This is a genomic window from Halorubrum tropicale (assembly GCF_001280455.1).
GTDB classification, from domain to species: domain Archaea; phylum Halobacteriota; class Halobacteria; order Halobacteriales; family Haloferacaceae; genus Halorubrum; species Halorubrum tropicale.
Genome location: NZ_LIST01000007.1, coordinates 71,999 through 92,971 on the forward strand (window position 1 = coordinate 71,999; position 20,973 = coordinate 92,971).

16 protein-coding genes and 1 pseudogene are annotated in these 20,973 nt (G+C 60.9%); 8 read left to right on the plus strand and 9 right to left on the minus strand.

Annotated features, from left to right (window positions below; genetic code table 11):
• Positions 1-28 precede the first annotated feature (28 nt).
• Positions 29-601: a hypothetical protein gene (locus tag AMR74_RS14850; RefSeq protein ID WP_053772836.1), complete on the plus strand. Its 573-nt coding sequence runs from the start codon at positions 29-31 to the stop codon at positions 599-601.
• A gap of 13 nt (positions 602-614) precedes the next feature.
• Here AMR74_RS14850 and AMR74_RS14855 read toward each other — a convergent pair whose 3' ends face one another.
• Positions 615-1,979 (minus strand): restriction endonuclease, encoded by a 1,365-nt coding sequence (locus AMR74_RS14855; protein ID WP_053772837.1) that lies wholly within the window; start codon positions 1,977-1,979, stop codon positions 615-617.
• 245 nt (positions 1,980-2,224) lie between these two features.
• Here AMR74_RS14855 and AMR74_RS19230 point away from each other — a divergent pair, with 245 nt between their 5' ends.
• Together AMR74_RS19230 and AMR74_RS14860 are read left to right on the plus strand one after the other, a co-directional pair.
• Complete coding sequence (locus tag AMR74_RS19230) at positions 2,225-3,049, plus strand: homing endonuclease associated repeat-containing protein (protein ID WP_158295132.1); 825 nt, start codon at positions 2,225-2,227, stop codon at positions 3,047-3,049.
• A gap of 324 nt (positions 3,050-3,373) precedes the next feature.
• On the plus strand, positions 3,374-4,531 hold the full coding sequence (locus AMR74_RS14860) for a hypothetical protein (protein ID WP_053772838.1): 1,158 nt from the start codon (positions 3,374-3,376) through the stop codon (positions 4,529-4,531).
• A gap of 101 nt (positions 4,532-4,632) precedes the next feature.
• Here the strand turns inward: AMR74_RS14860 and AMR74_RS17585 are convergent, their stop codons facing one another.
• The 4 genes and pseudogenes from AMR74_RS17585 to AMR74_RS14865 all read right to left on the minus strand — a co-directional run bounded on the left by AMR74_RS17585 (position 4,633) and on the right by AMR74_RS14865 (position 8,962).
• A complete protein-coding gene (locus tag AMR74_RS17585; RefSeq protein ID WP_308204437.1) occupies positions 4,633-4,851 on the minus strand; it encodes a DUF7837 family putative zinc-binding protein in 219 nt (72 codons plus the stop codon).
• Positions 4,852-5,075: 224 nt separating this feature from the next.
• Positions 5,076-5,736, minus strand: a pseudogene (locus AMR74_RS17590) (IS6 family transposase).
• Between the two features lie 70 nt (positions 5,737-5,806).
• Positions 5,807-6,952 (minus strand): alpha/beta hydrolase, encoded by a 1,146-nt coding sequence (locus AMR74_RS17595; RefSeq protein ID WP_082356895.1) that lies wholly within the window; start codon positions 6,950-6,952, stop codon positions 5,807-5,809.
• Between the two features lie 585 nt (positions 6,953-7,537).
• Entirely contained in the window at positions 7,538-8,962 is a 1,425-nt protein-coding gene (locus AMR74_RS14865; RefSeq protein WP_053772839.1) for a DUF3179 domain-containing (seleno)protein, read from the minus strand.
• A gap of 102 nt (positions 8,963-9,064) precedes the next feature.
• Here AMR74_RS14865 and AMR74_RS14870 point away from each other — a divergent pair, with 102 nt between their 5' ends.
• From AMR74_RS14870 to AMR74_RS14890, 5 genes are all read left to right on the plus strand, one after another.
• Entirely contained in the window at positions 9,065-12,136 is a 3,072-nt protein-coding gene (locus AMR74_RS14870; RefSeq protein ID WP_053772840.1) for an FAD-binding and (Fe-S)-binding domain-containing protein, read from the plus strand.
• A gap of 96 nt (positions 12,137-12,232) precedes the next feature.
• Complete coding sequence (locus AMR74_RS14875; RefSeq protein ID WP_053772841.1) at positions 12,233-13,732, plus strand: aldehyde dehydrogenase family protein; 1,500 nt, start codon at positions 12,233-12,235, stop codon at positions 13,730-13,732.
• A 1-nt stretch (position 13,733) separates the two neighbouring features.
• Positions 13,734-14,624 carry an SDR family oxidoreductase gene (locus tag AMR74_RS14880; RefSeq protein ID WP_053772842.1) on the plus strand — a complete coding sequence of 297 codons (891 nt, stop codon included), beginning with the start codon at positions 13,734-13,736 and terminating at the stop codon, positions 14,622-14,624.
• 107 nt (positions 14,625-14,731) lie between these two features.
• Positions 14,732-15,610 (plus strand): fumarylacetoacetate hydrolase family protein, encoded by an 879-nt coding sequence (locus AMR74_RS14885; protein WP_053772843.1) that lies wholly within the window; start codon positions 14,732-14,734, stop codon positions 15,608-15,610.
• Between the two features lie 128 nt (positions 15,611-15,738).
• Positions 15,739-16,443 (plus strand): ABC transporter ATP-binding protein, encoded by a 705-nt coding sequence (locus tag AMR74_RS14890; protein WP_053772844.1) that lies wholly within the window; start codon positions 15,739-15,741, stop codon positions 16,441-16,443.
• 55 nt (positions 16,444-16,498) lie between these two features.
• Here the strand turns inward: AMR74_RS14890 and AMR74_RS14895 are convergent, their stop codons facing one another.
• The 4 genes from AMR74_RS14895 to AMR74_RS14910 all read right to left on the minus strand — a co-directional run bounded on the left by AMR74_RS14895 (position 16,499) and on the right by AMR74_RS14910 (position 20,921).
• Positions 16,499-17,578, minus strand: a complete 1,080-nt coding sequence (locus AMR74_RS14895; RefSeq protein WP_053772845.1) for a branched-chain amino acid ABC transporter permease — start codon at positions 17,576-17,578, stop codon at positions 16,499-16,501.
• On the minus strand, positions 17,575-18,456 hold the full coding sequence (locus AMR74_RS14900) for a branched-chain amino acid ABC transporter permease (RefSeq protein WP_077152355.1): 882 nt from the start codon (positions 18,454-18,456) through the stop codon (positions 17,575-17,577). The genes AMR74_RS14895 and AMR74_RS14900 overlap by 4 nt, the downstream gene beginning before the upstream one ends.
• A gap of 6 nt (positions 18,457-18,462) precedes the next feature.
• Positions 18,463-19,704, minus strand: coding sequence for an ABC transporter substrate-binding protein (locus AMR74_RS14905; protein WP_053772847.1), 1,242 nt, complete (start codon positions 19,702-19,704; stop codon positions 18,463-18,465).
• 116 nt (positions 19,705-19,820) lie between these two features.
• Positions 19,821-20,921, minus strand: coding sequence for a cupin domain-containing protein (locus AMR74_RS14910; protein ID WP_053772910.1), 1,101 nt, complete (start codon positions 20,919-20,921; stop codon positions 19,821-19,823).
• Positions 20,922-20,973 lie beyond the last annotated feature (52 nt).

Sequence of the window (20,973 nt, forward strand, 5' to 3'; positions counted from 1 at the left end):
GCCGGCGCACACGCGCCGGCGGTGATCGATGTCGACACGAAGTCAACTCCGATTCATCCAACGGAGCGAGACCGCAGGCGAACAGCCCGATACCGACCGCATGGCGCAGATCTACCGCCACTCGGACGGGTATCCCGACAGCGTCCTCCGTGACCTTGTCCAGCTGAAGGAGTTGCTAGACGAGACACGAACAGAGCGCGGGGCTGCGTACGCCGCTGCCCAGTTCCTGTTCCTCGACACGCTCTCGACGATGACCCTCTACGTGGATGAAGGTCGTGATCGGAGTATCCACGCTGACCAACCCTCAGATCTCCTCGACCCGGACAATATGGAGCACCTCGACCAGCCGATGTTCCTGCTGGGACACGGTGTCGAGAATCCGGCCGACGGCATTCATGGCGACGAAGAGTACCTCTACGTCGTCGAATTCCCGACCCGGCACCCGTTCGAGGAGCCGTCCGAGTGGACGGTCAAGGTGAGTGGTCATTCCGCGTTCCCCCGGTGGGATGGTCCGACCGAGGAAGCCTTCGAGCGGGCCAGCTGGCAGTTCCACGGCCCGCTTGAGCAGGCGCTCGAAGAGATCGTCGCTGAGCCGGCGTGAACGCTTAGCCCGCTCAGATGATGCCGCCGATGACGAGTAGTCCGACGACGACCAGCAGCGTCGCGACAACGCTTCCCCCGGCCAGCCACTTGTTCTCCATCGCCTTCTCGTGAAGCGGCATCGCGGCGTACTCCTCGCGGAACGCTTCGAGATTCTCCTCGTCGTAGAAGTACTTCGTCTTCAGCGCGAACCGTTCCGTCACCGCACACCCCGTACAGACCGGCTCGCCTTCCAGCCGCTCCGTTTTGATGTGGCTGGAGCAGGCGATTGCCCCGCAGTTCGAACAGTAGGTGTACGTCTCGTCGCCGCCGCTCGTGTCACAGTGGACGCACTGATGGATGCCGTCCTCGGCGGTCACTCGTGACGGGCCTGCCGCGTAGTACTCGTAGGGGTAGGTGTACTCCTGGACGTCGGTAGTGTGCCGAACTTCCGGGAGGTACACTGGTTCGATCGACTGGACAGAGATGTCCGAGCGGTTCGGCTCACAGGTCTTGTTGTACGTGACGTTGTTGTCGCCGGTGTAGGTGACCGTCGTCGTGTGGTGTTGCTGGAGGCGCTCGACGGCCCACTCCTTGTACTCCGTTTGGGTCTGTCCGAACCGGCGCTCCTCGACGTCGTCGAACACCGCTCCGAACTGCTCGGCATCGAGGTCGACCGTCGCGTGGAGATTCTCGGTGACCAGCGTCCCGACGTCCTCGTCGACGACCTGGGGCTGCCCGCGTTCGGCGTGGGCAACGAATCGGGTCCGGTCGTTGATCCGGTGGATGACGCCCACCGACGTCTCGAAGACGGCGTTCGTGTCCGCGGTGACCGCGACCACCGGGCGGAACGTCACCGATGAGTGTGGGTCTGGGAGGTCGGCGGCCTCGATGTTCTCAATGTCGCGGAACGCCTCCGTGACTGGCGCGTCGACGTCGGCAGCCGGATCGTACGGGCGGAGCGTCTCGTCGCAGAGAATCTCGATGCGACCGTTGTAGAGGTCGAGGCCGATCTCGTCGGCGATCTCCCGGAGGTCCTCGCCATCGAGCAGCTCGATTGGATGTGGGTCGTCGTTCTGCTGGAGGCGGTCGGCGTACTCCTGAGCAGGGTTCGTAAACCGACCCGTGGTGACGACCATCCCGCGCTTCGGGCCGTCGAAGTCGAACGTCGCGATCGCCGAGTGAAGCTTCTGGACGACCGGCCGGCCGACCGTCCCCGTGTGCTTGCACTCGACGATGATCGCACGCCGCGTGCCGTCGACGACCTCCTCCATGATGACGTCGCGTCCCTCGTCAGCCGTGCGGTCGGCCTGGCGGACGTTCTCGTAGCCGAGGTTCCGAAACACGTCCTCCATCACGTCCTCGAATTCGAACCCCGAGAGATCGTCCAGTACAGCCATCCCGATATATCCCAACAGTGCGGTGGGTCTGTCAAATACGTTGCCGAACGCAGCCTCGCTCTGTTTATTTGCCCCCGAGAGGCTGCGGGGTGAACTCACTCCGCGTCACCGAGCTATGACCGATACAGAAAATTCGTGGCGAGATGAATCGCTCCTTGGAGGGTTCTACTTGGAACAGGAGTTGCGTACGAGGTCAAGAGTTTATAACGCATTACGGGGGAACCGCGGAGGGAGGTGACGAAGCCGTGACAGAGCATATCTGTGACTACTGTGGCGAGTCGTTTGCGACCTCCAACGAACTGGGCGGGCACGTAACGGCCGTCCATCGCCGCGACCAGATCGTAACGGATGTAGACGTGATTCTCAACGACATTCAGCGTGTCGCAGACAAATTAGGAAAACCACCGACAGCAAAGGAGATGAGCGAGCACGGGGAGTATTCCCAACGCGTCTGTCAGAACAAGTTCGGGAGTTGGAACGAGGCGCTTCGTGAGGCTGGCTTCGCTCCGAATCGAAAGTACCGACTCACCGATCAGGACTTGTTGGACGAAATTAACCGCCTTACAGATCAGTTCGGTCGTCCGCCATCGAGCGGCGAGATGAACCGAATCGGGAAGTTTCACAAGTGTACATATCTCGAACGGTTTGGTGGATGGGAAGAGACACTCACTGAAGCTGGCTTCTCACAACCACAGTCCTATCAGGAGCGGTCGGCGATCCCCTACGGCCCGAACTGGCCAGAACAGCGACAAAAAGCGTTGAAACGCGATGACTACGAGTGTCAAACACCATGGTGTGGGATGACCCAAGTAGATCATCAAGAGCAGGTGGGAAAAGATATCTCAGTCCACCATCTGGTTCCGCGGAAGTTCTTCGTCGATCCCGACGGGCGGTTTGACCACGAGCAAGCAAATCGCGTCTCGAATCTCGTGACCGTCTGTTCGAAGCATCATCTCATCTGGGAGGCCGTCGCCCCACAGCGACTGGATACGATTGTCGACAGCACACAGCCGCAAGAGATAGCCGGGGGAGAGTGTGTTGGTCTCCCCCCACGAGGGGGTGAGGGGTAAGGCCCCAGTGGTCTAAATGCGAGAGACAGACGAGTCCATCCCGACACCAAACGCAGACGGTCTCACGAAGAGAGAACGACTTCACTGGCACCTCACCAGTGCCCTCGCAAGCGCCGAGTCGCCGGAAACGAAAGCCCATCTTCGAGGAGCACTCGTGGAGTATCGGAAGCTCCCGCCGACACCACTCGTTGAGTGTCCGTTCTGCGGGAAGGTCGGGCTTCCAGAGCGGATCCAAGCCCACGAGTGTCAACGACCGTAGGGTCGTTTTTTGCGCCAGTGATGGGTGGAGGCGCAGACCAGAACGCATCGCGCCTTCGAGTAGATATGAAAGACCCAGAGACAACGACAGTCTTCGCGGGCCTCGATGGGCGAACCGACACTGAACTACCTGAGTGGTACGCGGAGCAACACGCTACCCCCGATCCAGTCAGCTTCAGTCAGGCGAATCGAGAGCTTCCACAGGCGATCGAGACAGCAGTCGCATATCGTAACCCGTACAGCGATGAGTGGGTCGAAACGGAACGGTTCAACGCACTCGTCGAGCCGTCGCGATTACAAGCAGAAGCAGACGGCGACACCGAGAGGGAGCCACTATTTCACATTCCGACAGACTCGTACTCGATCATCAACCCGGTCGACGTCTACGGCCCGCTGGAGGAGGTCCTCCGCGAGGAGACCATCGACGGGACGTCGTTGGGCGAGGTGATGTTCGGCGAGATTCGGCGCTACCGGGGCGGTGGCGAGGTCCATATGGACATCATGTTCGACGGCCTCGAGGTGCGCCTTCCTGGCCGGTCGGACCCGATCACGATGGGCGTCACATCTGGCTACGACTTCTTCGGCGAGCACGCCGTCTACGTGGAGGGGTTCGCTCAGGACGGCTACTGCTCGAACACGATGCGCTCGCTCACCGACAAAGAGGTCATCAAACACGTCGGCGACGTGCGGAACTTCCGCACCTGGTGGGAGGAACTCCTCGCACAGGTCGAACTCGTCGCCGACGACCTCTTCGAGTTCATCCGGGACGCCCAGGATATCGACCTCGACTTCTCGGAGCTCCCGTTCACCGTCACGGAGTTCTACACCCTGCTGGGGTTCCCGGACTACCTGGCCGAGCGTGCCGCCGGCGATGCAGAAGCCAATGCGGCGTCCCCCTTCGAGATCGATATGTGGACGTTGCATTCCGGCGCCACGTACGCCCTTACCCACTTCTTCCAAGGGAAAGAGGGGGCGTCCCTCGATCAGTACGTCCGGATCGCCAACGACATTCTGTTCAACCCGGAAGGCACGATCGAGCGCGTCGAGCAGGCGTACGAGCAGCAGCTAGAGGCGGACGGCGATGACGGGGCCCAGGCGTCGCTGGACGGCGAACGGGCGCTAGCGACCATCGAGCGCGTCAGCGACGAACTACAGGAGAAAGTCGAACAGTTCGAAGAACGCGAAGACGCGCTCCGGGAGCGGCTCCAAGAGGCGATGGCCTGACGCTGCGCTGGTGAGGGAGTCGTCGGTTCTATTTGTATTTTGAATATCTGAATAAAATAAGTGGGTGCTGTCATTTTCGCGATCTCCGATGCGACACAGTCTCACTCCTTGTCAATATCGTCTGGGGATCTTTGTGGTTTAATAACTTCATCGCATGACGGACATTCAGCAAAAACCCCAGTATCCCCATCTGCTTGTTCGTATTCAATAAGCTTCCATGCCCGTGAGATCTCACGATTACAGGTAGGACAATAACCAAGCGAGGGTGGGTTATTGGTCATAGGGGAGGGGAGGAGAGCGTGTGCCTCTGATTCCTCCATCAGAAACTGAGTTTAAGTGATATTAAATATGGCGTGAAGATGCGCCGCCTGCGACAGTCCGATAATTACAACGCACCGCGATACGCTCACAACGAGTAGAACGAACGAGGTTCATGGTCGTCCTGCCACGCAAACGCGTAGAGCGGCGGCTTTCGACACGCTGGAGCCGGCGGCGCTCCGAACGACCGGTTCTGTTGAAATCTTCACAAGTGATATATTATGACTCAGTCTCGGTCAGGTAGTGTGTAGATAAGCTGATTCCATGTGAAGGCGAACGCTTGTAACCAATTTTTAGCAGTACTCGGCCCGACTCGACAAAATATATTTGGAAATTGGTTTGTTCGTCATTTCATTTTCTGGGGAGACACATTTGACGGCATTCCGATTCCCATGGGTGACGTGTTGGAATTCGAGTCCGTGACGATGACAGGCCGTGTGTAACCATAGCGCGCCGTCGACGAGAAGGACCGCGTCGTCGACCTGATGTTTCTCACGCAATTTGGGGAGAGACACATCGAGGTAATGGCGTTTGTTCTCGTCACATACAGGCGAGCGTGGAGCAATCAGCTCGTGGCGGGACCGACAGCAGTGTATACAGCCAATATCAACCTGAGCTGAGCTGGATCACCGTTTTATCGACCGCAGCGTGATTCGAATTCGTACCCCCTGTCTGCTGTAGATCGGCTTTCTGAACCCACCAATGAACGGTGGTTCGATGCGGATTGATACCCAAACTTTCAATATTAGAGACAGTATTTTAAAGTGATAATTCAGCCGAATGGAGTCAGATACCGAGCTTCATCGCCGACTCAGATGACGCCTCTCGATCCAGAAATCTAATCCGATACAACCGCTATCGCCACTGAGGCGGTCAAAACTGAGCATGAACCACTCGATTTTTGACCGCCGCATCCTTCGACCTTATCACGACACTGCCTCAATATAAAGAATGTATTTATTTGCCCAGATTTTTATCGAGGAACTGTTCAACCACTTTCGGGCGAGCTGGAGGCCCGTTGCTCGTTCGATCCTTTGGCGGTGAGCCACGTCCGTTGTTTGACTTACAGCCCTTGGTCGTATAGACAGTCTGGTCAATGACTGGTTTCTGAGTGAGCTCGTCAAACCCGAACCCGTGGCCAAGCGGATCGAGTTCGTGGAATGACGCCTCAACGCACGCATCCCGAAGTGCTTCGTAGAGAATCTCACTTTGTTCGTACGGAACGAGCCGGTCTTGGCGACCGTGCATCAGCAGCATTGGGGCGGATCCATCCTCAACGTATGTGATTGGGTTTGCGCGAGCCACCTTTTCAGGAGCCTCAGTAATTTTCTCTCCGATGAGCATCGATTCAGGTGAGTTACGAGCGTTGTGTGGAATGAACCCTTGAGCTCCCGAATCGTTGCTGTCCTGTTCATCCATCAACAGCAGGTCAGTTGGGGGATACCACGGGATCGCAGCTTGTACCGCACCACTCTGTTCGGTGGCAACCGTCGGATTGATATCGTACACGTCTCCTTCGACTTCTTCGACATCGTCTACCGCCGCCGCCAAGGCCGACAAGTGAGCGCCCGACGACGAGCCCCACGTCGCAATGTTGTCGACATCGATGTTGTACTCTGAGGCGTGGGCTCGCAGCCACCGGATAGCAGCTTTCACGTCGATGATGTGGTCTGGGAACTTTCCTTTCGGGTTGATGTCGTTGGGCGGGAAGAACGGATCAATGTCGTCGGGAACGAACGAATAGCGATGATCGATAGTAGCCATCGCGTAGCCACGACTGGCGAAATACTCCATCAGGTCTGGAGTCGATTTGCGTGAACCAGTGATCCACCCTCCACCGTGGATATACACGACGAGTGGTGTCGGCTCCTTACTATTCGGATGGTAGTACAGATCCAGTTCTAACTCACCTGCAGTCCGATTTTCACCTGCTTCACGTGTCGCGTAGGTGAGGCCCTCTTCGAAGGTAATGTCGTCCGATGGTGTGGACGCTTTTCCGTTACTTGCGGTTACCGATCCCGTAGCTCCCAAAAGCGCTGTACCACCAACCGCCATCTTTCCCAGAAAGCCTCGCCGGGATGCTGATGAATTTTTGTCACTCATACGGCGATGTATGTTGTATGCTATCACACCATTAGTGTGAACTAATAGAAAATTCTTGCTGGTAATCGAGTCACTCGCAAGCGCGATCTGTGGATGATTCCGTTTCAAAAATGTGGATAAGGGTCCTACGAATAATTCTATGACACACCCTAACTTGAGTTGGGCTCCAGCTGTGTTGTCATGGCTCAGCAGCTCTGAGCCCAGTATGCCAACTATGGATTATGAGGCAGCAGCAGCACGAATACTAACGTCAGTCGAACAAAAACAGATTCTCTCACAGGATATGCTGACATCGAGAGAGATCCAGTCGTTACTGGAAGCCTGTCATAATGACTGTGATCGAGCGTTCATATCCGGTTTATACGAAACCGGAGCTCATGTGATAGTGTTCAGTTAGTACCTTTATGTCAGCAAGAGAATACTTACAACCAGCTTTCGGCAGTTTCTAGGGTGACGTGAGTGAAGCAGTTTGAAATGACGAAGTTCGACGCCTGAGCTCTCAAGGAATCCTTCGATAGCGATACAGTTTTTGACTGTCCGTCGCTGTTACTCGCACTCGAAGGCACCGAAAAACAGATTAGCCGCTCAGGTGACCACGTGCGCCATGTCGTAGTGGGTCCGAAAGGCGAACCAGAGCCCGTGACGCCCGGTCACCCGTTTCCGGGTTTCGCCAGTTTGGCTCTGGAGTTTATTTCGGTTCACAGCCCACGTCTCGCCATCGCTATCGAGAAGCCCTGTGTCAGTCCGCTCAACGGGCGTCGGTGGGGCTTCGTAGACAGCCACGTCGCCGGTTGCGTCGAGGAGTGCAACGATTTGTTGACCGTCGACACTCCCAGCGAGGACCTCGTCGGCGGTGAGTTCGTCGACTGGGACGACCCATACCTCCGAAGAATCGCTACCAACAATACCGTAGACTGAGGTCTTCTCAGGCAGACGATCCTCCGCTCTCCGGACACCAGGCTGTACGGTCTCCTCTCGATTCCAGTAGTGTTCGAAGAATCCAATGTTGCCATCGTAGTAGGAGTAATCGTAGTCGTAGCCGGTGTCGATGTCCAGTGCAAGCGTGTCGGGGTGCTCCGTCGTCCACTCGCCCCACGTGGTCTGCGTGACCGCGAACTGGTCGAGCAGCAAGTCAGCGTCACGTTCGAGATGGGGGCCACCAATAGGAGTGCCGCTGTGCTGGTCCCACAGCGTTTCCGTTTCCTCGTCGTACATAACCTTGTTACCCGACAGCAGCATGCCAGAACTGCCGAAGGTTCGCATCTCGTCGTCGACGCGCCGATCGTAGAGGATAGGCGCATTACAGAGCGTACAATAAGTAAGACTCACTGGGATACCCGACAGGGTCGCGTTCATGAGTTCGTGTGGAAAGAGCACCCACCGAGCAACGGCGTAGGCCGTCCCGTCGAGTTCGAACCCGAAGACGGTAGCCTCAGCGTCCAGATATCGTTCGTACTCCCCACCCTTGCCGGCGGTATCGACAGCGTCGCCGACGACGAAGTCGGGCGCGTTCAACGCCGCGAGGAACGACCGGTCACAGTTCCCCCAACGCATCTCCTGTAAATCGAACTCCCGTGGCTCACAGTCGAGCAACCCGCCGACCGGCGGCAGGTATGAACGGTAGAGCTGTAGTTTCCACTCGTCGAACCCTTCCAGCGGCTCGATTGTCTGCTGTGAGTACCACGACTCCCACTCGACCCACGCATGGGCGGAGTCGAAGTCCGGTTCAGCTATCGCGGCGAGCGCATCACGAATACCGGGCCATCGGACATCTGGGAGGTCCAGATACCGTGGCGGGTCCCGCTCCCTGAGGACGGCAGGGAAGCCAAACTCCCCCCAGTTGTTCCCGATAGCGTCGATAACGAGGACTTCGAGCAGGTGAGGAACGATACGCTCGTCACCGATGTCGGCGAGTTCGTTGATAGCATCGGCGTGGGCACCAGCGTCTCTTTCAAGCAGGTGATTTACCAGTGTCTGTAACCGGTCTTTTGATACGGTAGTGTCTGTCACGGTATCGGAAGAACAGTTGGCATCATAAAAACTCTAGCGCCGGGGGCACAGGCGGCCCGACAACGGGGGGATTAAGTGACCAGTTCACACAGGTCAACCTACATGCGCGACGACGATAGCGACGCCGCCACAGACGGCGGTATCCAACTCGCCCCAACCGCCAGCGACGACCGGGCAGACTACGACTACGTCGGCGGGGCTGTAGAGCACCCCAGCCTCGTCTCCGACCTCGAGGCAAGGGTTGACGGTGAAGTCCGGTTCGACACCTACACCCGACAACTGTACGCGACGGACGCCAGCGCCTACGAAGTGACGCCCATCGGTGTCGTTTTTCCGACCTCGACGGACGACGTGGCAAGCGTCGTCTCTTACTGTGCCGAACGGGAGATTCCGGTTCTCCCCCGTGGTGGTGGGACGAGTCTCGCGGGTCAGACAGTCAACGAAGCCGTCGTTCTGGATTTCACTCGACATATGAGTGCCGTCGTCTCACTGGACGCCGACGGCCGAGAGGCGCGCGTCCAAGCTGGGACCGTGCTTGCGGACCTAAACGACCGGGCGGCCGAACACGACCTGACGTTTGGCCCGGACCCAGCAGCGGGGAACCGGAGCGCCATCGGCGGGGCCATTGGGAACAACTCGACGGGGGCACATTCGCTCGTCTATGAAAAGACCGACCACTACATCGAGGAGTGCGAGGTCGTTCTCGCGGATGGCACTGTCACCACGTTCGGCGAGGTAACCGTCGAGAGCCTCCGGGAACGAGCAGACCCGGACAGCGACGACCTCGAAGCTCGCGTTACAGCGGGGGTCTTGTCGCTCCTCGAGAACCACGCAGGAGAGATAGATGACCGCTACCCCGAACTTAAGCGCAACGTCTCCGGGTACAACCTCGACCGACTGGTCGCCGAGTACGAAGGCGAGTACGGCGAGGCAGGTACGGTCAACCTCGCTCGCTTGCTCGCCGGAAGCGAAGGGACGCTTGCGATCGTCACCGAGGCGACGGTTTCGCTCGAATCGGTTCCTGAGACGAAATCAGTCGCCCTGCTAACATACGATAGCGTCGTTGAGGCGGTCAGCGACGTTCAACATGTTCTCAACCACGACCCCGCGGCGGTCGAACTCATCGACGATGTTCTTATCGACCTTGCGTCCGATACCAAGGAGTTCGCCGACGTTGCGGCCAAGCTGCCCGACCGGACGCGGGCCGCGCTGCTCGTTGAGTTCTACGCCGATAACGACGACCACGGCCGCGAGCAAGTTGCGAGGCTGCTCACTGACCGGGTGCCCGATAGTCAGGAAGAGAACCCGGACAAAGACCACTTCGCGTTTGATGCGCTGGAGGCCCACGATGACTCGGAGCGCAAAGAAATCTGGAAGCTCCGCAAGTCGGGACTCCCGATTCTTCTAGGCCGAACCAGCGACGAGAAACACATCAGTTTCCTGGAAGATTGTGCTATCCCGCCCGAACATCTGCCCGAGTTCGTCAGCGAGTTTCAGAATATCTTGGACGAGAACGACACCTTCGCATCGTTCTACGCCCACGCTGGCCCGGGCGTGTTACACGTTCGCCCGCTCGTGAACACCAAGTCTCAGACCGACCTCGACGCGATGGAGAACATCGGTGAGGCCGTCACCGACCTTGTCGTCGAATTCGGTGGGTCGGTTTCGGGTGAGCACGGCGACGGCCGTGCTCGCACCCAGTGGAACCGGAAACTGTACGGCGAACGGCTCTGGGAAGCATTCCGGGACCTGAAGACGGCGTTCGATCCTGACTGGCTGCTCAATCCCGGGCAGGTCTGTGGGGATGTCTCCCTGACAGAGAACCTGCGGTTCGACCCGGACTACGAGTTCGACGCCGGCTTTGACTCGGCCTTGGAATGGGACAACGAGAACGGGATGCAGGGGATGGTCGAACTATGTCACGGCTGTGGCGGCTGTCGCACTCAACAGTCCGAGGGCGGCGTGATGTGTCCGACGTTCCGGGCAGCAGACGAAGAGGTTACCTCGACCCGTGGTCGGGCAAACATGCTCCGGCAGGCGATGAGCGGCGACCTGCCAGATGATCCAACCGACGACGAGTTCGTCACGGAGGTGATGGACCTCTGTATCGGCTGTAAAGGCTGTGCCCACGACTGTCCGAGCGAGGTCGACATGGCGAAGTTAAAAGTCGAGGTTGAACACGCACACCATCAAGAACACGGCGCCGGTCTCCGCGAGCGGGTGTTCGCGAACGTCGACACGCTCGCCCAGATCGGGAGTGCGCTAGCCCCGCTCTCGAACCTCGGCCCGAAGCTCCCAGGAGCGCGGGCAGTCATGGAGAAGACGCTCGGTATCGCCCGTGAGCGATCGCTCCCAACCTTCGAGCGCGAGAGCCTACAGGACTGGTTCGCGGCTCGTGGTCCGCAGGTTCCCGAGAGCGAGGCAACCCGGAAGGCGGTCTTGTTCCCCGATACCTACACGAACTTCAGCCACCCCGAGATAGGGAAGGCCACGGTCCGGGTCCTCGAAGCGGCGAACGTCCATGTTGCGGTGGCCGACGTGACTGACAGCGGGCGACCGTCCTACTCGAAGGGGTTCATCGACGCTACCCGTGAGACGGCCCGCGAGGCCGTCGACGCACTCACCCCACGGGTCGCGGATGGATGGGACATCGTCGTCGTCGAACCCAGTGATGCGGTGATGTTACAGTCGGACTACCTGGACCTGCTCACGGGCGAGGACGTGTCAGCGCTCGCGGCTAACTGCTACGGCGTGTGTGAGTACCTCGATACGTTCCGTCTGGACGACGACCTGACTGCGAGCGCCCCCGACCGCAGTCTGGCCTACCACGGCCACTGCCACCAGAAGGCGACGAAGAAGGACCACCACGCTGTCGGTGTCCTGCGTCGGGCCGGCTACGACGTTGACCCGCTCGATTCGGGCTGTTGCGGGATGGCGGGTAGTTTCGGCTACGAGAGCGAACATCACGCGATGAGTATGGCAATCGGGGAGACCCTCGAAGGACAGGTGACCGAGAGCAAAGCGGAAGCCGTCGTCGCACCGGGTGCGTCGTGCCGGACGCAACTCGCCGACCTCGCGGTCAACACCGACGGCGCCTTCGCCGGTTCCAACCGAGAGGGACCACCGACGCCGATAGAAGCTCTCGACGCAGCGATAGACAATCGCAACCGCTGACCGACCGCGACGATGTGTTGGTCAGGGTGGCGGTGACCGGACCCGATAACACCCGCGTCACCAAACGTTCATTATCGTTTCGACGAATGTGGACATATGGCACAAGAAGGCCTGTCACGATACAGTATCGACGCCGACTGGAGCGCCCACTACATCGGTGGAGAGTGGCGCGAGAGCAACAGCGGTGCGACGATGGCGGTCGAAGATCCGTCGACCCGTGAGACAGTGACCGAAGTTCCCCGCGGCGACGAGGCCGACGTGGACGCGGCCTACGAGGCGGCGGCCACAGCACAGACAGAGTGGGCCCAGACACCGCCAGCTCGGCGGGAAGAACTCGTCCAGGCGCTCTTGCAGACGATGGACGAACACAGCGAGGAAATCGTCGAGTTGCTGGGCACGGAAGCTGGCCAGATAGGAGGGATGGGAGAGACGTCCGTCCACCTCGCCGAGGACCAGATCGCCGAAGCGGCGACGATACCCCGGCGGATGAAAGGTGAACACGCAGCGTCGAACATCCCCGGCAAAGAAAACATCGTCCAGCGCGAGCCCCAGGGGGTCGTGACGGTGATATCGCCGTGGAACTTCCCGCTGAACCTCTCGGCACGAGCTATCGCCCCGGCCGTCGCTGCGGGCAACACTGTCGTCGTCAAGCCTGCGAGCAACACGCCGGTCGTGGGTGGGCTGCTGTTTGCTCGGCTGTTCGAGGAAGCCGGCTTCCCCGACGGCGTCATCAACGTCGTCACCGGTCGCGGCTCCGAAATCGGAGATGCCGTCGCCAGTCACGACGAGAGCGACGTGGTCGCGTTCACCGGGTCGACCGAAGTCGGTCGACGCGTCGCCGCCGCGGCCGGTGAAAACCTGGCCGAGGCGGCGATGGAGCTGGGCGGGAACAACGCCCACATCGTCACAGCGGACGCCGACCTCGACCAAGCGGTTGACGCGGGCGTGTTCGGCTCGTTCGCGCACCAAGGACAAGTCTGTATCTCGATCAACCGCCACCTCGTCCACGAGGACGTCTACGACGAGTACGTCGAGCGGATGACTGAGCGGGCCCAGAACCTGCCAGCCGGCAGCGCACACGACCACGTCGTTGTCGGCCCCATCATCGACGAGACACAGCGCGACGAGATTCTCGACTATGTCGGACGGACCGTCGAGGCCGGCGCAACTCTGGAAACCGGTGGCGGCACCGTCGATATGGACGGTGTCGAGGACTCGCTTGTCGTCGAACCCACCGTCCTCTCGGACGTGACGAACGAGATGGCGGCGGCGTGCAACGAACACTTCGGACCGGTCGTTCCGATCCTCCCGTTCTCGGACGTCGACGAGGCAGTCGAGATTGCCAACGATACCGACTTCGGCCTGTCGGGATCAGTTCACGCCGGCGACGTGGGCGCGGGCAAGCGCATCGCCCAGCGACTGGAGACAGGGATGGTTCACGTCAACGACCAGCCGATAAACGACGAGGCCCACGTGCCCTTCAGCGGGACGGGGGCGTCGGGGGTCGGCGGCTACAACACCGACGACTTCCTCGATGAGGTCACCGAGAAAAAGTGGATATCGCTCCAGCACGAGGCCCGCGAATTCCCGTTCTGACATGGTCGAGGGCACCATCTGTGTCGTCATCGGCGGCGGGAACGGCCTCGGAGAAGCGGCGGCACACGAACTCGCCGACCATGGCGCAACGGTCGTGGTGGCCGACCGCGGCACGTCCGTCGCTGGCGAGGGAAACGACCCGGCAGTTCCCGAGCAAGTCGCGGCCGACATCCGCGAGTCGGGCGGCGAGGCGACGGCCCACCATGTCGACGTGCGCGAATTCGACGACGCTGAGCGGCTCGTGGCGGAGACCGTCGCGGAACACGGCCGCCTTGATTTCGTGGCGAACTTCGCGGGCATCCTCCGTGACGGCATGAGCTACAAACTCGACCCCGAGGACTGGGAGGCCGTCGTCGAAACGAACCTCACCGGCCAGTTCGCGCCCCTTCGGGAGGCGTGTGCGCACTGGCGCGAAGCAAGCGACGACGATGGATTCGACCGCCAGCGCTCCTATCTCGCGGTCAGCGCCGGGGCCGCTCGCGGGAATCTTGGCCAGGCGAACTACGCCGCGGCGAAGGCCGGCGTCCTCGGGATGGTTCGTTCCGTGTCGACGGAGCTACACCGCTCGAACGTCCGAGTCAACGCGTTGATCCCGAACGGCTACACGCGGATGACCGAGACGGTGCCCGAGGAACATCGTCCGTACACACGCGAGGAGATGCCCCCGGAGAAGGTCGCGCCGATGGTGGCCTACCTCGCAAGCGAGGCAGCTGAGGACGTGACCGGTTGCACGCTCTACGCGGGCGGCGACCGCGTGGGCGTCCTCTCGGACCCGTCGATGGCCGCCGTCGGCGTCGAACCCGACGGCTGGAGCCTCGATTCGCTGGCCGAACACTTCGCGGACGATGTAGCGGCCGACGTCGAGTTGACGCGGACGGACGCGCACTTCTGAGCAGCTCCGCCGGCGCGCCGGCCCGCGACGTTCCGCCGGCGCGCTGTACCGCTCGCCGTCCGGATAGAAAGGCACCTTTTATAATGATCTCCGACAATAGTTTTCTCATGCGATTCGTCCGCTACGATGACGACCAACTGGGCTTGCTCACAGACAGCGGCACCGGCATCATCGCGCTGAACGACCGGCTCGGTATCGACGCCGACGAACCACTTGTTGAGTACATCGACGGGGACTATGACGCCAGCGAGTACGCGGACGCCGACGCCGACCACGACGTGGCCGACGTGGACACCGGGTCGCCCGTGGGTCGGCCCGGGAAGGTCATCGCTGCGCCGCTGAACTACGAGAACCACATCGAGGAGGCGCTGTCGGACCGCGACATCACCACCGAGGAGTGGTTCTCCATCAAGGACAAAGGATACTTCCTCAAGGCCCCCTCCAGCGTTGTCGGGCCTGACCACGGCATCGAACTCCCCTTCACCGACCGCCGGACCGACCATGAGGTCGAACTCGCGTTCGTCATGGAGGGCGACATCAAGGACGTGCCCGCCGAAGAGGCCTGGGACCACATCTTCGGCTACACGATCCTGCTGGACATCTCACTCCGTGGCGACCAAGACCGCTCGAACCGCAAATCCTACGACACGTTCACCGTCATCGGTCCGTGCGTGACGACCGTCGACGAGATCGACGACCCCCAGGACCTCCAGATGGAACTACAACTCAACGGCGAGCGCCGCCAGTACGAGAACACCGCCGACATGGTCTACACGTGTGCCGATATCGTTCAGTACGCCTCGCTCGGGGCCACACTGGAGACGGGCGACGTTATCACCACTGGCACACCCGAGGGCGTCAGCGAACTGTCGGACGGCGACACCATCGACGCGGAGATTGAGTCCGTCGGTTCGATGACCGTAGATGTCACCGAGCGTGACGTGAGCTACGCCAAAGCCGACGTACAGAAGGGCGGCCAGAAATAGGCGACGACCCGACTGGGTCACCTCGTTCAGTTTTCTGCGGTTCCGGCTGCTCGCCAGTGGCGACCTGGTCGAACGTCTCCTGAGAGGGGTAGGCTTAAGAAAAGCGGCGACAAACGACATGATAATCGATGGCACTCCTCGAAGTCGACTCGATAGACGTGTCGTACGGGAACGTTCAGGTGCTGTGGGACGTCAGCCTCTCCGTCGACCGCGGCGAGACCGTCGCACTACTGGGCGCGAACGGGGCCGGCAAGACGACCACACTCAAGAGCATCTGTGGCGATTTGACGCCGACGGCCGGTGAGGTCCGATATAAAGACGAGAACATTGGGGGAATGCCCTTCGAGGAGGTTGTCGAGAAGGGTATCGCTCACGTCCCGGAAGGCCGGGAGATATTCACGGAAAGCAGCATCCGGGAGAATCTCGAACTCGGGGCCTACGTGGACCGTAGCGGCATGGAGGACCAACTGGCGGAGGTCTACAAGATATTCCCCCGGCTGGAGGAGCGGGCCGACCAGCGTGCGGAGACGCTCTCGGGCGGCGAACAGCAGATGCTCGCCATCGGCCGCGGGCTGATGAGCGATCCCGACCTGCTGTTGCTCGACGAGGCGAGCCTCGGCCTCGCGCCCGTGCTGGTCGACGACGTGTTCGAGGCCATCGAGCGCATCAACAAGCAGGGGACGACCGTACTACTGGTTGAACAGGACATCTACAACGCGTTGCGGGTGGCCGACCGCGGCTACGTTATCCAGACGGGGGAGATGACCCTCTCCGGAACGGCCGAAGAACTCGCGGCGGACGAGCGCGTCAAGGAGTCGTACCTCGGGGCCTGAAACCGCGCAGAAGCAAGATTCGTTTTGCGAACGAAATAAAAGGTAGAGCGGTGTCTCAGCCCTCGTCAGTGACAGCGTCGGGGTCACCGTCTGGTGTCCCGTCAGCAGACGTGGGGCCGTCCGACGCCGTGCCCGTGTCGACACCGGTGACGAGGTAGTCCTCCACGAGGCCGTACAGGCCCTGCGGGAGATAGATGATAAAGAGAATGATGAGCGCGCCTTCGATGGTCGTCGCGATGCTCCCGACGATAGCGGCTAGTCCGGTGTCAAGCAAGAGGAACAGCCCCGCGCCGAGGACCGGCCCGGCGAACGTGCCCATCCCCCCCAGGATGACGACGACCAGCGAATCGATGGTCCAGGTCACCGCAAGCGTCGATTGGGGGTTGATGTACAGCGTGTAGTGGCCGTACAGGCCGCCGGCCAGCCCGGCGAAGAACGACGAGACGATGAAAGCGTACATCTTGTACTTCAGCGGGTTGACGCCGAGACTCGACGCGGCGTCCTCGTCGTCGTGGATGGCCTTCATCCCCAGCCCGCCCGCGCCGCTGACGACGCGGTAGGTCACGGCGATGGTGACGACCGTCGCCAACAACGTCAGGAGGAACATCACGTCCCCGTGGGTGACGAACTCGTTGAGGCCGAGGTCGCCTTGTACGTAGTAGCCCGTCGAGCCACCGGTGAGCGACCGCTGATCCAGCATCACCAGTTCGATGACGGCCGCCAGCGCGAGGGTGCCGATAGCGAAGTAGTGGCCGCTGAGCCGGAAGAATATCGGCCCGAGCACCAGCGCGATCAGTGCGGCCGCCACGCCGCCGAGAACGACCGCGACCAGTATGGGGAGCTGTATCGACGCGGGGAAGCCCGCTGCGGCGGGGGTGGTCAACCACGCGGCGATGAACGCGCCCATACCGAAGAAGGCCGCGTGACCCAGCGAGATCTGACCGGCGTACCCGGCGAGCAGATTCCAGGAGACGCCGAGCATCACGAACACGAGCCCGGTGAGTATGAGCCCGGTCAGCGAGTCGGTCGTCACGAACGGGACCGACAGTAGCGCCAGCAGGACCACGCCAAGTATAGCCTGAAGGCGACGGTTCGTGAGCAGCGACTCCTCCGGGTGACGTTCGAGCAACGTCATTCGCTACCACTCCCACTACCGAACAGCCCCTCGGGCTTGAGCAGCAACACACCGAGGAAGATGAGCAGGCTCACGACGTTTCGGTAGCCGCCGCCGAGATACAGCGCACCAAGGTTCTCGGAGACCCCGAGGATGACGCCGCCCACGAGGGTCCCGAGGATACTCCCGACGCCGCCCAACACCACGACCGCGAACGCCTTCAGCAAGTACGACCAGCCGACGAAGGGATCGATCGGAAACAGCATCGAGAGTAACGCGCCGGCTGCGCCGGCCAGTGCCGTCCCGATGCCGAGCGTGATGACGTAGATGCGGTCGGTGTCGATACCCATGTAGCGGGCTGCGGTCCGGTTCTGGGCCGTCGCACGGATGGCCTGTCCCGTTTTCGTGTACTGGAGGAACGCCCACGTCGCGGCGATGAGCACGACGGCGACGACGAACGTCACCGTCCGGGGGAGCGACAGGAAGGCGAACCCGAGGTCAATGCCATTGCCAGGAATGCCGAGGTCAGCCGTCCGGGCGTCACCGCCCAGCACCAGCTGGCCGATGTTCTGGAGTATCAGCGCGAGCCCGAACAGCACGATAATGGGCTGTTCGATACCCTCGCCGACGACGTGTTTTAGCAGCACCTTCTGGAGGACGATACCGAGCACGAACAGCAGCCCCATCGCGATGAACATCCCGATTAGCGGCGTGATACCCGTCGCTGCGAACACGAGGATGGCGACGTACGCGCCGACCATCAGCATGTGTCCGTGGGCGAGGTTCACGATGTCCATGATACCGAACACGAGCGACAGCCCCAGCGCTGCGACGGCGTAGATGCCGCCCAAGAGTATCCCGTTTACAATTGACTGTGAGATAAGTTCGCCTGCGACCATGGGTGGTTACCGCTCACTCCACGGCGGGATGGGGTAGCGGAAGTCAAGCGAACGCTCGGAGTCGGTGTTCGGGTAGGCCAGTCGCTGCGCGCCGTCCCACCACTGCCCGGTCGGTGCGGTCAGGTCGCCCTCGGCCGGGAGACCGTTGTCCTCGAAACCGAACTCCCCGATGACCGTCTGGAACGTCTCGCTACGGAGCGCGCTCTGGATGTCGCCGGCCTCAATGGATCCGGCGGCCTGTACAGCCTGTAGGGCCACCTGCGTGAGGTTGTAGGACCCACCGACGTTGACCGGCATGTACTGGCTCTCGGTGTTGTACTCGCTCATGTAGTCCTCTCGGAGGCGCTGGTTGCCGTTGTCCGTCAGCCCGGGCACCCACCCAGGACACATCAGCGCGTACGCGCCCGCGTCACCGAGCGCCGACCACCACGCCGACGGGTCGGCCCCGCGGACGAACTTGAGCATCTGTGGGGACCAGTTGTTCGACTCCATCTGGTTGATAGCCGTGATGCCGCCGCCCGGCGTCGGGTTCGACAGCAGCACCTCCACGTCGGCGTTTTGTGACTGGCTGATGAGCGTCGAGAAGTCTTGCGAGCCGATTTCGAACGTCTCACGTAGGACGATGTTGTACCCGGCATCGCCCAGCCGGTTCTCCCAGTAGTCGGCCTGTTCTCTGCCCCACCCCGAGTTTGGCTCCCAGATGCCGACACGGTTCGGCCGCTCGCTCTCGGGGATAAGTTCCAGCGTCCCGAGCGTCGACTGGGCGACGTCGCGGGACTTCGGGAACGGCGCGTAAGTCCACTCGTAATTGTCGTTGCGGTGTGGCTCCTCGTAGGCGAACGCGATGCCGAGGAACGGGAGGTTTTGGTTCTCGGCGAAGGCGCTCCCCGCGGTGACCAGCAGACTGGAGAAGCTCCCCCAGATCATGTTGACGTCGTTATTGCTGGTCATCTGCTGGAGGTTCTGTCGGAGGGTCTGGGCGTCGCTCTCGTCGTCCTGAAGGATGAGCTCGACGTCGCGGTCGAGTTGCTCACTCATCCTGGCCTCGCCGAGTTCGTACCCCCGTCTGAGGTCCTCACCGAGCGAAGAGAACTGCCCTGTCTCCGGAATTGTTCCGGCTATAGTCAGTGTGTCACTGCTGCCACCGCTGCCACCGAAGGCACAACCGGCGAGGCTGGCGACCGCGGCGGTGCCGGCAGTTGTTGTGAGGTACGACCGACGGGTTACTGGGTTGTCGTCGCTTACCATGCTGTCTTGACCCTTATGATGATAGATTATAAAGATTCCCGTTACTGGGGACATCTACATATTAGGAGAATAACACGAGAAGTTTCGCGTCCGAAACCCGCCGACCGGTATCGGCGTTACGACGAGGGGCTGGCCTCGGCGTAGAAGTTCATCGCTTCGAACACCGGGCGGTCGGTCATGCCCAGCAGGATGGCCTCCTCGTCTTCGGGCTCGTGGTGGTGGGTCGCGTCCGGTGGGACGACGAAGATGTCCCGCTCTCCCCACTCCAGTGCCTCGCCGTCGACGTGGGTCGCGCCCTCACCCTCGACGACGAAGTAGACTTCCGTCGTGTTGTGGAAATGCTCGTCCGTCGCCTCCTGTAACAGCTGCGCGCGGAACGACATCGTCGGGAACAGCGGTGGCGAGCCGGTGGCGGGGTTGACGTACGAGAGGCTGTACCCGTCATAGGGGTCGGGGTTGGCGTTTTCGGCCCGCTGGCGGAGTGACTTGAGCATCTCCGACCACTTGAACCGATGGGGCGGCGTTGCCTCCCGAATCCCCTCGAATGGCCCCGGGATGTCCTTATCCTTGCTCGCACCCTCCGGGCGGCCCTGCCCGTACTGGGACCCCCAGTATCCCTGTGTCTTAGTGACCGGTTGCCGTTCGAGTTCGTGGTTCTCGAACGTGTTTCGGGCGTTCAGGGAGTCCAGTACGAGGGGCAGGTCGAGCACGTCGAGCCAAGCGGCCGTCTCGTCAGAGTCGTTGACGTGATCGTGCCACTCCCACTGGGGCGTGGTGATGAGGTCGTTGTCCGCCATCGGGAACTCTTCCCCCGCGACGACGGTTTTCATATCCTCGCTGCCGTCGATCGTAAACCGGAGCGCGTTCGCGCCGTGTCGGTGCGCAGGCGCCGTCTCACCAGGCGAGACAGTCTGAACGCCGACGTAAATGGTGTTTGAGATCGCGTTCCCGAACGAGGCGTTGATCGGCACCGCAACCCGTCGCTGGAAACCCGGCGGCAGGTCGGCGATAGGGACGTCGTCCTCGACGCCGTCGATGGCGGCCTGGATGTCCTCCCACTTCCAGATGTCCGCCTCCAAGTCGTCGATGGTGTTGCCAAAGTCGTCCTCAACCTCCCAAAGTGGACGGAGATTGTGGCGTTCAAGAATACCGCGCGTGTCGGTACTTAATTCCAGTTGCTCCTCTAGCTCCTGTTCGTCTGGCTCTGTTTGGGACATGTTGTAGAGCGACATTGACACACCAGCATCATAAGTGTATTGGACAGGCCCC

Bases quoted from the DNA above. Each gene is read 5' to 3' on its own strand.
- AMR74_RS14890 (WP_053772844.1), top strand. From the start codon at position 15,739: ATGGCACTCCTCGAAGTCGACTCGATAGACGTGTCGTACGGGAACGTT.
- AMR74_RS14860 (WP_053772838.1), top strand. From the start codon at position 3,374: ATGAAAGACCCAGAGACAACGACAGTCTTCGCGGGCCTCGATGGGCGA.
- AMR74_RS14885 (WP_053772843.1), top strand. From the start codon at position 14,732: ATGCGATTCGTCCGCTACGATGACGACCAACTGGGCTTGCTCACAGAC.
- AMR74_RS14895 (WP_053772845.1), bottom strand. From the start codon at position 17,578: ATGACGTTGCTCGAACGTCACCCGGAGGAGTCGCTGCTCACGAACCGT.
- AMR74_RS17595 (WP_082356895.1), bottom strand. From the start codon at position 6,952: ATGAGTGACAAAAATTCATCAGCATCCCGGCGAGGCTTTCTGGGAAAG.
- AMR74_RS14905 (WP_053772847.1), bottom strand. From the start codon at position 19,704: ATGGTAAGCGACGACAACCCAGTAACCCGTCGGTCGTACCTCACAACA.
- AMR74_RS14880 (WP_053772842.1), top strand. From the start codon at position 13,734: ATGGTCGAGGGCACCATCTGTGTCGTCATCGGCGGCGGGAACGGCCTC.
- AMR74_RS14900 (WP_077152355.1), bottom strand. From the start codon at position 18,456: ATGGTCGCAGGCGAACTTATCTCACAGTCAATTGTAAACGGGATACTC.
- AMR74_RS17585 (WP_308204437.1), bottom strand. From the start codon at position 4,851: ATGGAGGAATCAGAGGCACACGCTCTCCTCCCCTCCCCTATGACCAAT.
- AMR74_RS14875 (WP_053772841.1), top strand. From the start codon at position 12,233: ATGGCACAAGAAGGCCTGTCACGATACAGTATCGACGCCGACTGGAGC.
- AMR74_RS14850 (WP_053772836.1), top strand. From the start codon at position 29: ATGTCGACACGAAGTCAACTCCGATTCATCCAACGGAGCGAGACCGCA.
- AMR74_RS14855 (WP_053772837.1), bottom strand. From the start codon at position 1,979: ATGGCTGTACTGGACGATCTCTCGGGGTTCGAATTCGAGGACGTGATG.
- AMR74_RS14870 (WP_053772840.1), top strand. From the start codon at position 9,065: ATGCGCGACGACGATAGCGACGCCGCCACAGACGGCGGTATCCAACTC.
- AMR74_RS14910 (WP_053772910.1), bottom strand. From the start codon at position 20,921: ATGTCCCAAACAGAGCCAGACGAACAGGAGCTAGAGGAGCAACTGGAA.